This is a genomic window from Candidatus Symbiothrix dinenymphae (genome assembly GCF_001431085.1).
In genome coordinates this window covers 1-326 of the sequence record NZ_BBRU01000539.1, presented here as the reverse complement: position 1 = coordinate 326, position 326 = coordinate 1, and the positions used below count along the sequence as shown (strand labels likewise).

Below are 326 nucleotides of genomic sequence, written 5' to 3'. Positions count from 1 at the left end.
TATACCCCAACCCGGTGCATGGCGGTGATTTCATCCCCATCGAAGGCGTTCCGGAAGGTGTTACAAACATCACAATCTATGATTTAAACGGTCGCGCGGTGTCAACATTACCGGTAGAGGCGTGGCGTGCCACGACTCCGCAACCATCCCCGCAACCGCCCCTACAATCATCCCCGCAATCATCCCTACAACTACCGATACCAACCACACGCGGTGTCTATCTTGTGCGGATTGGGGAGAAATTGCTGAAAGTGGTGGTGGAATGAAAACAAATGAACAATTGTTATTTTGCTATTTGTTATTATTTTTATGTAACTTTGCAGCCG

1 protein-coding gene is annotated in these 326 nt (G+C 48.5%); it reads left to right on the top strand.

The features are described 5' to 3' along the window. Positions 1-266, top strand: a 266-nt coding sequence (locus ASC50_RS05550; RefSeq protein ID WP_158648504.1) for a T9SS type A sorting domain-containing protein, incomplete at its 5' end; no start/stop codon positions are given. Positions 267-326: the final 60 nt, after the last annotated feature.